Source organism: Chryseobacterium sp. HNCC26DJ238 (assembly GCF_057180465.1).
Window position 1 is genome coordinate 154,795 of sequence record NZ_JBXUGI010000011.1, and the last position, 9,952, is coordinate 164,746.

12 protein-coding genes are annotated in these 9,952 nt (G+C 33.8%); 7 read left to right on the forward strand and 5 right to left on the reverse strand.

Annotation, left to right across the window (positions count from 1 at the left end; translation table 11 throughout):
* The first annotated feature begins 1 nt into the window (after position 1).
* From AC2A07_RS12140 to AC2A07_RS12150, 3 genes are all read left to right on the forward strand, one after another.
* Entirely contained in the window at positions 2-1,117 is a 1,116-nt protein-coding gene (locus AC2A07_RS12140) for an alanine racemase (protein ID WP_484050634.1), read from the forward strand.
* A gap of 83 nt (positions 1,118-1,200) precedes the next feature.
* Positions 1,201-2,115, forward strand: coding sequence for a helix-turn-helix domain-containing protein (locus AC2A07_RS12145; protein ID WP_484050635.1), 915 nt, complete (start codon positions 1,201-1,203; stop codon positions 2,113-2,115).
* 126 nt (positions 2,116-2,241) lie between these two features.
* On the forward strand, positions 2,242-2,394 hold the full coding sequence (locus tag AC2A07_RS12150; protein WP_484050636.1) for a bacteriocin-like protein: 153 nt from the start codon (positions 2,242-2,244) through the stop codon (positions 2,392-2,394).
* A 619-nt stretch (positions 2,395-3,013) separates the two neighbouring features.
* On the opposite strand, the gene AC2A07_RS12155 is transcribed toward AC2A07_RS12150, so the two are convergent.
* Positions 3,014-3,256 carry a hypothetical protein gene (locus tag AC2A07_RS12155; RefSeq protein ID WP_484050637.1) on the reverse strand — a complete coding sequence of 81 codons (243 nt, stop codon included), beginning with the start codon at positions 3,254-3,256 and terminating at the stop codon, positions 3,014-3,016.
* Between the two features lie 291 nt (positions 3,257-3,547).
* Here AC2A07_RS12155 and AC2A07_RS12160 point away from each other — a divergent pair, with 291 nt between their 5' ends.
* The 4 genes from AC2A07_RS12160 to AC2A07_RS12175 all read left to right on the forward strand — a co-directional run bounded on the left by AC2A07_RS12160 (position 3,548) and on the right by AC2A07_RS12175 (position 7,247).
* On the forward strand, positions 3,548-5,293 hold the full coding sequence (locus AC2A07_RS12160) for a helix-turn-helix domain-containing protein (protein ID WP_484050638.1): 1,746 nt from the start codon (positions 3,548-3,550) through the stop codon (positions 5,291-5,293).
* A gap of 155 nt (positions 5,294-5,448) precedes the next feature.
* Complete coding sequence (locus AC2A07_RS12165; RefSeq protein WP_484050639.1) at positions 5,449-5,856, forward strand: XRE family transcriptional regulator; 408 nt, start codon at positions 5,449-5,451, stop codon at positions 5,854-5,856.
* A gap of 599 nt (positions 5,857-6,455) precedes the next feature.
* Positions 6,456-6,872 carry a helix-turn-helix domain-containing protein gene (locus tag AC2A07_RS12170; RefSeq protein ID WP_484050640.1) on the forward strand — a complete coding sequence of 139 codons (417 nt, stop codon included), beginning with the start codon at positions 6,456-6,458 and terminating at the stop codon, positions 6,870-6,872.
* 153 nt (positions 6,873-7,025) lie between these two features.
* On the forward strand, positions 7,026-7,247 hold the full coding sequence (locus tag AC2A07_RS12175; protein ID WP_484050641.1) for a hypothetical protein: 222 nt from the start codon (positions 7,026-7,028) through the stop codon (positions 7,245-7,247).
* 200 nt (positions 7,248-7,447) lie between these two features.
* Here the strand turns inward: AC2A07_RS12175 and AC2A07_RS12180 are convergent, their stop codons facing one another.
* The 4 genes from AC2A07_RS12180 to AC2A07_RS12195 form a co-directional block, all read right to left on the reverse strand.
* Entirely contained in the window at positions 7,448-7,714 is a 267-nt protein-coding gene (locus AC2A07_RS12180; protein ID WP_484050642.1) for a hypothetical protein, read from the reverse strand.
* 119 nt (positions 7,715-7,833) lie between these two features.
* Entirely contained in the window at positions 7,834-8,295 is a 462-nt protein-coding gene (locus AC2A07_RS12185) for a hypothetical protein (RefSeq protein ID WP_484050643.1), read from the reverse strand.
* A 317-nt stretch (positions 8,296-8,612) separates the two neighbouring features.
* The gene (locus tag AC2A07_RS12190; protein WP_484050644.1) at positions 8,613-9,152 is read right to left on the reverse strand and encodes a suppressor of fused domain protein; all 540 of its coding nucleotides are present in this window, start codon (positions 9,150-9,152) and stop codon (positions 8,613-8,615) included.
* A gap of 423 nt (positions 9,153-9,575) precedes the next feature.
* Positions 9,576-9,875 (reverse strand): hypothetical protein, encoded by a 300-nt coding sequence (locus tag AC2A07_RS12195; protein ID WP_484050645.1) that lies wholly within the window; start codon positions 9,873-9,875, stop codon positions 9,576-9,578.
* Between the last annotated feature and the right edge of the window lie 77 nt (positions 9,876-9,952).

Genomic DNA, 9,952 nt, shown 5'->3' on the forward strand with positions numbered 1-9,952 from the left:
AATGTCACACATTACTTTAAACACCAATAAATTACTTCATAACTATAATTATTTAAATCAGCTTTTCGAAGAAAACCATATCGAATGGGCCGTAGTTGCAAAATTGCTCTGCGGAAATGAAAAGTTTCTGAAATGCCTCTTAAAGATATCAGACAAAGAAGTCTGTGATTCACGGTTGACGAATCTGCGCCATATCAAAGAGCTTTCCCCGAAAACAAAGACCGTTTATATAAAGCCGCCTGCTAAAAGACTTGCTGAAAGCATTGTTAAATATGCAGACGTCAGTTTCAACAGCGAACTGGATACAATCAAAGCTCTTTCGGATGAAGCAGCAAGCCAAAATAAAATCCATAAAATTGTTATTATGGTCGAAATGGGAGAACTCAGGGAAGGCATTATGGTAAAAAACCTTTCTCACTTTTATGGTGAGGCTGTCAAAATACCCAATATAGAAATTGTGGGGATCGGAACAAACCTCAACTGCCTCAACGGGATCCTCCCAGATGAAAAGAAACTGGTCAAACTGAATCGTTTTAAAGAGATTATTGAAGAGTCACATGGCACCGTGATTCCATTTATATCTGCAGGCTCATCTGTTACGATCCCTCTGATTTTCAAAAATAAAGTACCGGAAGGAATCAATCACTTCAGAATTGGAGAAACATTATTTTTCGGTACTGACGTATACAGTGATTCAACCCTAAAAGGAATGTATCAGGATGTATTTAAACTGACCGCCGAAATTATAGAGATCGTGGAGAAACCTATGGTCCCGGCAGGAGATGCAGGAACTAATCTAACCGGTGAAACTCCACAACATGATTGCAGGAATATCGGGAAAACATCGGTAAGGGCGATTGTTGATGTTGGTGTTCTGGATATTGATCCCGTGCATATAGAACCGATATCTTCAGGAATTAAAATTATTGGAGCCAGTTCTGACATGATGATTCTTGATCTTGCAGATAACAGTACTCAATATCATGTCGGTGATACCATTGATTTCAGCATGAACTATATGGCCGTCCTTCGTGCCATGAATTCTGAATATGTAGATAAAAAAACTGAAAGTATAATCCAGCTGCAACAGCTGAAAATTCTGGAACACAGTAATTAAATCGGTCGACCCGATAAGATATATACCACAATAAAAATTGTGGTATTTTTTATGTTTATATTTGATCAGAAAAATTCAAAATAGTGAATCATACCATCCAGTCTCTTACTTTAAGTAAAATTCAGAGTCATTCTGCTCTCCGGAATGAGTTTATCATTATGCCAATTAAGCAATTTAAAGAAAGACTGAGGACTGTTTCAGATTCCCATTTTAAAAATAAATTCTATACATTTTTACTTTCTGATAATGCAGAAGGTTCCGTAACGATCGATCATCAGGAATTTGACCTGAGTCCCTTAAAATTCTTTTTTATTAATTACCATCAGGTCTACGATGTAAAGAATTTAAATTCTGAGAAAGGTTTTGTACTCATGTTTACCAAATCATTTTACAACTATGTATACACCGGTAATAAAATTATTAAAAGTGATACAGCGCTTCATAATGTAGCACCATTTATTCTTTTATCTGAAGGGCATAAAGCCAACCTCCTGCTGACTTTTGAGGAACTGCAACAGGAATATTCCGGGAATCAGTCTCTGCGAAAGGAAATCATCTGCCTGCTGCTCAAAGTTTTTGTCCTTAAATATATCAGGAATTCAAATAAGAAAAATCTTGTTGACAGGTCTGTAAATCATAAAAAAGCAATTATAGAAAAATTCAGCAATCTTGTCAATCTCCATTACAAAGATTTAAAAACAACGTCTAAATATGCAGAGAGGCTGAATCTCAGTCCCAATTACCTCAATGCAGTTATTAAAGAAAGTCTTGATATCCCGGCAGGTCAGATCATTAAAAACCGGATTATCCTTGAGGCTGAAAGACTGCTTCTGCATACAACACTTTCGGTTACAGAAATTTCTTACGCATTGGGATTCAACGATAATTCTCATTTCGGAAAATATTTTAAATCTGCCACCAAATATTCACCCAACCAATACCGTTTACTCAAAATCGATCATGTTTCTAAGGATGCGGATGATACAGGTTCTCTCTGACACTGATTCTCACATCCTGGTACAAAACATTTTCTGAATTCTCTATGAATTTCATTAAAAATTATAAAATTAGTACATTTTTATATTTATAATTTTATTATATTTGATAAACTAATGTAAATACCTATGAAAAACCTAAAAAAAATTTCCAGAAACAAATTAAGCTCTATTAATGGAGGAATCGAAAGGTGTGTTCAGAACTGTCCGGCAGGATCCAGAAAATGCTGTACCCGTGGTAAGGCTTATTACTGTGAGGTAGTGGAAAATGCATGCCTGTAATAATCTAAAATATTTTCAGAATAGAGACTGTCTTAAAGATGGTCTCTTTTATTTTAACTTTATACTGCTTCTCTTTCAGAACATATTCCTGATAATTTTTGATGTAAAAAAGGATCCACTTTAGCGGATCCTTCATGATAAACAGTGATTCTCTGTTTTTTTGAATAACATGGTTCTAGAAAAGGATATCTTTTACGCAGATGCGTTTTCTATTTGGAAATTAAAGACAGTGCTTTTTGAGTAAATCTGTATAAAAACGATGGGATATTTCATTTATACAATTCTAAAAGCTAAGGATCCAGGATCTTTATTGGCTTTATAACTTTCCATTATCTTTAAGGCTTCTGCCTGTCTTTTAAGATTTCCGTCAGTATATTGCTGAAGACTTGATTTTATAAATTTGCCTGTATTATATATATATATTGTGTCTTTTCAATTTTCTTCAACGCAAACAGAAACAGTTAATCATAAAAAGGCATAAGCATTGACTTATCAGTTGGTTATTAGTTTTAAAAAATAATTTTTCACATAACTGAAAAATTTTCAGGTTTAATTGAATGAGATTTAAATCTCTCTGTCTGAATCTGAAACATCTGATTCATTAATGTCTCATTTCAGCTTAATGCTTCCACTGCTGCCCGGTTTTTGGAGGTGGATCACCTTCTGAAAATTCGATTATGACCATGTTAACTGCTGTTAGACTGTCATTTTTTTGCTGCAGTACAGTTTCATCACTATTTTTATTACTGAGCTGCACGTTACTGATCTGTTCTGCTTCTGTTACCCATTCATCGTCTTCCCGACAGGAATTAAGAAAAAGCACAACAGCTGCAAAGGTTAGTTTTGAGATAATACTTTTCATTATTAATTTTTGATGTGAAGTTTATCCCGGCCGGTTTTGATTATTTTGTTTCGAATTCTGATTTCAAAAGTATTCGTCCTGCAGCGGTTGCCAAAACGTTTATGGTGTCAATTAGAAAATTGGTACGTGCCAATTAACGAATTAGCACAAACATAATTTATTGAATAACAAATACTTAAACGTAAACATATATACCTTTGTTATTTTTAAATAAAACCGTGTTTTTTGATTAAAAATCAATTGATTTTATCTATTTTTGACCCAATTAAAGATTATCATCTTCACCAAAACATGAAAAAGCTCTGTCTTTTATTCCTAATTTTATCTTTTGAGATGTTTTATTCTCAGAATGAGCAGTACAGTGAATTTTATCTTTTTAAAAAAAACTACGAGAATTATCCGGAAAATGATGAAAAAGCATTCAGGTACCTGAATAAATATATTGCTCTGGGATGGAAGAAAAAAGATTATGCCCATCTTGTGGAAGGCTATAAAGATGCTGTATTCTTCTCTGCTTCCGCAAAAAACAAACTCATTTACGCTGACAGTACCGTAGATGCGGCGCTTCTTTCTAAAGATGATAATCTGATCAGCGATGCTTACCTGAAAAAAGGGATTGTCTACTATTTTAATTACAAAAGATATAAACCGGCTCTTGACGAATACTTAAAAGCATACCAATATTCTAAAAATTCAAAAGATGATTTTTTAAAAAACGGCATTCTTTATCACATAGGCGTTGTAAAAAGCTATTTGGGCTATTACGACGAAGCGCTGGAACATTTTGAAATCTGTAAATCTTATTTTGAAGCAAGGATGGGCGAAGACCATCATCCGAATATTATATTCAACAATAAAAAAGGATATTACAACAGCCTTCACCGCATTATCGTATGTTACAGAAATCTGCAGCAGTACAAAGCGGTTGACTCACTCATTGGTACAGGAATACTCCGCACTCAGAACAGCAAAGATTACCAGCAGGAATATGGCTATTTTCTGAAGGAAAGGGGCATTGAAGAATTCAGGAAAAGAGAATATCCCCAATCCATCAACTCTTTACAAAATGCTTTAAAACCCATCATTCATATTAATGATTTCGCCTGGGCTACCGTTGATTATTTTTACATAGGAAGATCATACCTTGAAATGAAAGATTCCCGCAATGCAATCAAATATTTTCAGAAAGTAGATTCGGTTTTTCAGAAACACCGTTTCATTCTTCCGGAACTCAGGGAAAACTACGAATTACTGATCAGCGAATACAAAAAAAAGAACGACAACGCAAAAGAACTTTATTATACCAAACAGCTTCTGAAAGCGGACAGTGTCATTAACAAGGACTTCTCCTACCTTTCATCGACTATTCATAAAAACTATGATACCAAAACCCTGCAGGAAGAAAAAGCAAAACTTGAGCTGGCAACTTCCAGAGGATTCTGGATCATCATCGTCCTGGTTGTTTTTGCCTTAGTCCTGTTTTCAATGCTCCTGATCAGATTCAGGAATGAGAAAAAAATGAGGATCAATTATAAAATCCTGGAACAGAAGATCTTAAATAAATCACTTGAAGAACCTGCAAAGCATCAGACATCAGAACTGAAAGATGATGATAAAACAGCACTCAATAATGATATCGTAAATGATATCATTCAGAAATTAAAACGGTTCGAAGAAAGAAACGGCTTCACTGAGAACGGACTGACACTAAATAAACTGGCTGTTAAATTCAATACCAATTCTAATTACCTGTCTCAGGTCGTGAATGAGTACAAAGGTGTTAATTTCAATCGGTACCTGAGTGAACTTAGAATAAATTTCATCACGAATAAACTTTATAATGATAAAGTATATCTCAACTACAAAATAGAAACGCTGGCTGAGAAATGCGGAATTGCGTCAAGAACAAATTTCTCCAACTTATTTCAGGAAATCAACGGGATCCGACCTACCGATTTTATCAAAAAGAGAAATCACGATATTGAGAACAGCCAGGTCGAATTTGAAACTTCCGTAGCAAAGATCTTGAGTAAATAAATTCCGATACAGTCGGGGAAGGTATAAAATAGTCATCCAAATCATATACTGCCGGATATTTTAGATTTGAAAATAATTAAATAGATGGCTGTAAATGAGTAATTTTATTTCCACAACGTTGAGAGCAGGTTACTGCCTCAAAAAAATAAAATACAATGGAACAAAAAACACATCCGGGAAGTAGTACCAAAAGATTCAGAGAGACCGCAGTGAATGGTCAGGAGACGTTAACTCCGAAGCAAGTTGATCACCGAAATCAAAAAAAAATCTCAACCGAACAGAGAGAAACCACTGAAGAAGCGCTATTGCAAAAAATTTCTGAAACCATGAAATCCCATGTGGATAATTTCCGGAGTTTCGCAAGGGAGAACTCAGTGAATATCATTTCAAACACGTTCAACAGCAGCAGTATCGGATATCAGAAAAATTACAATCCGGTATTTAATTCTGTAGACCAGATTTTAGAACTTCATGAGGATACAGTCAGTTTATATGAGCGTATGCTGAAAGAGAAAGAAGAGAAGTTGGAAAAACTCTTAAAGCTTGCAGAAAACGGAGAGTGATATCGGTAATAATCATTTTCCGTGATCTGAAACTCCAAATCATCATCAGAACTGTCGTAAACCCACCACCGAAGAGAAACCTGACTTTGAAAAATTACATCTCATCAATCAACTTGATGAAAATGATAAATCAATGATTTTAAAAATGGCATATAAAATGTTTACCAAAAAAAATATATACTTCTTTAATAAAAATGTAGCTGAACTATAACGCAAAACCCCATCGCAATTTCGATGGGGTTTCTTTATTTGCACAAAGTTATAAACTTTGTGCAGCGGGAAACGAATCAGTTTCTGTTATCTACAGACTCCAGTCAGAAATTCCGCCTGATTACCTGAACCAATGAAGTAGCAATAAGACTCATGTCGGACAACCTGAATTCCGAGTACTTGATATTGAAAAACCGAATGGCTGATAAAATAAATTCTCAGTGCTGATCTTTACAATTCGTCAGATCAGAATAAGGTTTTTTTCAGAAATTATCCTGAACCGAGAGAATTTCTTAGATTTGAAATTAATTATTTATCTGATAAATGATTAACTTTACTCTCCGGAATTCAGAGGAGCTTTTGCCTCTTAAGAAATAAATAAAAAACACATGGAACAGAAAGTACACCAGGGACGCAATATCAAAAGATTCAGGGAGATGCTGGGCATTAAGCAGGAAGGTCTCGCATTCGATTTAGGAGATGAGTGGAATCAAAAGAAAGTATCATTGCTGGAACAGAAAGAGGTCATTGATGATCAACTGCTGGAAAAAATATCTGAAGTCCTGAAAATCCCGGTGGAAGCTTTGCAGAATTTTGATGAAGAGCAGGCGGTGAATATTATTTTGAATACAATTAACAACAGCGATAACGCTGTAATGCATTCTTTATATATAAAGTATGCTGAAATTAATCCTATTGAAAAAATCCTTCAATTTCATGATGAAAAGATCGCCCTGTATGAGCGAATGCTGAAAGAAAAGGAAGAGATGATGCTGAGAATGGAGAAACTTTTGGAGAATAAGTGATTTACTTTGCGGGATTGATGGGATAAAAAACTGAAAGATTTCTCCATCACAAAATTGTTTTAGAATCGAACTTATTATTCAGATGCAACGATAAGAAAATCATTCCCGTTATTATTATTGCCTAACCTTTGAAATGTAAAAATTGTATCTCTAATGAAATCCACCAACATGAGAATTTATTTTTCAGGACTGTATTTATTCGTTTTCGTAATATCCTCTTCATGTGGATCTCATCAAAAGAATAATTCAAATAAGAATTACCTGGAAGGTTCTCAGGCAGAAATTGACAGAAATGTACAACAACTCGAAAAAAGACGGGAAGCAGACGAAAGGAAAATGGATGTCAGTGATTATGAAGCGAACAGACCAAAATAGAAGTTTAAAAAACCTTTCAACTTTAAGTTACTGCATTATAGCTCTGTTATGTAAAAAAAAAAGAACATAAGATAACATAAACCACTGTTTTTGCAGTGTTCTTTTTCGCTCAAAGTCGGGAGACATTGCGCAGCGGGCAGCGGGAACACAAGAAACCCACCGCAATTGCGATGGGTTCTTTTATTATTGCTCACGGATTACTAATCTTCTGGATCGGCTTTCTGAATAAAAAATTCTTTGTTATATAGTTCACTAATATTTACTAATGATATTGGCATTTTTCTAACACTAATAAGTACAGTACCAACATCTCCTTTTTCTACTTTAACAATTTCAATCTTGAGACTGTTATCCTTTAAAATTATATAATCTCCCACACGTACTTCTCCATTTGGTTTACCTGCTAAGAAAAAACCATCATTTTTATGATCATTAAATGCGTTTTGAATTAAAATTTTAGTCATCATGTTATTTATTATTTCGTAAAAGTTGCGCTTATCCTGATGTCCAGAATAAGGTTCAATCTGCCTCGATTAGGCTTACGGTACCTATGAAGTTACAAACTCCGCAGAACAGTTTATTTTGCTTACATTATTTTACTAACATCCAAATCATTTATAGAATTTATATTGTCTTTAATTTTGGTTTGTATCAAAATATCTAAAATATCCGGAGGTAAATCAGTTACTTTTAAGGGTTTTACAGGAGTAGCAACCAAATGATATTGAGTATCTGTTAAATCATTTAAATTAGTCTTATCAAAAGAGTAAAGTCCTCTTTGAGTAAAATATACAAAATTTCTTAAATATCTTTCATCAGCACCACTGCCAAATATCTTAGTTAATAATGCATCTAATAAAGGATTTATTATTGTAAGAGATATCTTTGGTAAACCCTTAAAATAAGATACTAATTTTTTATTGTTTACTTCTGAATTTGCAACTGTTTCAGGTAATTTTCCCGCTCCAGAAGCAACAAAACTAATATAATTATCATCGGTAAAAAACCAGTCGATGTCTAATGTTTGTTGTTCTATTTCAGTATACATAAAAAAATAATTATTTTCCAAAAGTTGCTTTACAATTACCACACATTGGAACGACCTTTCCTTTCCCAGGTCTTATAGCTTTTGTAAAATTGATTTGCGATGGGAAAGTATGTGGTAATTATATCATTTCAAGAGATTTTCTGAAGCATTATTCCAGTCGATCTCTGCAATATTCCCGTTAAACATTGCTTTGGCATTACCAGGATTTACAGGATTGGTATATCGCAACTTATACACTCAAGGGCAAATACGAGATTACTGATTACTTATTATCTGTTACAAGATAAAATCGTGAAGGATTGATGATGAAATCTTGGTTACCAAGAATATACATTTCTATTAAGATTCCACAAATCATTAATTTCGTTATCTTCTAAGAATTCTTCGAATTTTTCCCATCCTTTTTGTTTTATCAATAAAGCTTCACTTGAATAAATTGGAATTATCAGAGGAAAAATAATCGATTTATCTTCTAATTTTAACTCCTGTAAATCGTCATCAAAATAAAATGGTAGAGAAAAGTATAATGAATTCATCTTTGTTTCCGAAGTTATTGTAAAATCAAATGACAAAACATCACCTCTATAAATTCCAATTTTTCTATCAATTAGATATTCCAAAAAGCTAGTTAAAAATGAAGAGATTTCATTTTCGTTATATTTTGACATACAGACAAAAATGAATTCATAATAATAGTCAATAAAATAACGATTCACACCTAATGTAGTAAAAGTTCTAATACCCTCAAATGGAGTACTGTCATACAATGAGATTGTTAGATGATATCGTTTATCATTAATATTTATACCATTGGATATCTCTCCGATGTATTTTTCTAAATGTTCTACTACTTTCATTTTTGAAATCTTGAATCATTATTTCCTTCCGCACGGTTACAGCTTGCACATTCTAATGGAGCACCTTTGTTATATCGTCCAATTGTTCTTTTCTAGTCATTCCGGTGTGATCTCGTTTTGTCCATGAGCGGTTGTGGCTCAACCATTTGGACCATTTCTCTTTTCTTTTTCATAATGATTTCCTTAAACATCTTTTTACAAGTTGGACATTGCTTTATATTTGGCTTAGAGCCGTTTTTTGCATTATCCCAAGAATCCTACATTCCTTTTCGAAAACTTCCTCTTTTTGCTATTTTTGATTCAGAGGAATTAGCTTTAGAATTATCATTCTTTATATTCTTGGAAGAATTATTCACTATCCAAGCTCTAAAACCAACTTTTAAAATTCCCGATAATATTAATCCTCCACTTAATATAGCCACCTTATCCTCCTGCAACAGTTCCACCTCCTGTTGATGATAGAGCTCCAGAAGCTACCAGTCCAGTTCCTCCGGCTCCAATATCATTAACACCATTAAGCATCACTAATCCTCCTGCTATAAAGGACGCTCCGTTTCCTGTTTTTACATCATTATTAAAAGAAGAAGAAGAAGAACTATTATCGTATTTTTGCGTTAAATTACTTCCTTTTACATTATCTAAAAAAGCTAGACTAAATCCTTTAAGATTACTACAACAATCTTTTGTACCATCATCAGAAGCTCTTCCACCAGGATCGGTCAAGCTAATCGGATTGTTTAATACATTAGAATAAATATCTTATGTATTATCAGCTTAAAATCACTGACTTTCCGCAGCGA

Excerpts from the sequence above, each read along its gene's own strand:
- AC2A07_RS12140 (WP_484050634.1), top strand. The coding sequence starts at position 2 with ATGTCACACATTACTTTAAACACCAATAAATTACTTCATAACTATAAT.
- AC2A07_RS12150 (WP_484050636.1), top strand. The coding sequence starts at position 2,242 with ATGAAAAACCTAAAAAAAATTTCCAGAAACAAATTAAGCTCTATTAAT.
- AC2A07_RS12155 (WP_484050637.1), bottom strand. The coding sequence starts at position 3,256 with ATGAAAAGTATTATCTCAAAACTAACCTTTGCAGCTGTTGTGCTTTTT.
- AC2A07_RS12160 (WP_484050638.1), top strand. The coding sequence starts at position 3,548 with ATGAAAAAGCTCTGTCTTTTATTCCTAATTTTATCTTTTGAGATGTTT.
- AC2A07_RS12165 (WP_484050639.1), top strand. The coding sequence starts at position 5,449 with ATGGAACAAAAAACACATCCGGGAAGTAGTACCAAAAGATTCAGAGAG.
- AC2A07_RS12170 (WP_484050640.1), top strand. The coding sequence starts at position 6,456 with ATGGAACAGAAAGTACACCAGGGACGCAATATCAAAAGATTCAGGGAG.
- AC2A07_RS12175 (WP_484050641.1), top strand. The coding sequence starts at position 7,026 with ATGAAATCCACCAACATGAGAATTTATTTTTCAGGACTGTATTTATTC.
- AC2A07_RS12180 (WP_484050642.1), bottom strand. The coding sequence starts at position 7,714 with ATGATGACTAAAATTTTAATTCAAAACGCATTTAATGATCATAAAAAT.
- AC2A07_RS12185 (WP_484050643.1), bottom strand. The coding sequence starts at position 8,295 with ATGTATACTGAAATAGAACAACAAACATTAGACATCGACTGGTTTTTT.
- AC2A07_RS12190 (WP_484050644.1), bottom strand. The coding sequence starts at position 9,152 with ATGAAAGTAGTAGAACATTTAGAAAAATACATCGGAGAGATATCCAAT.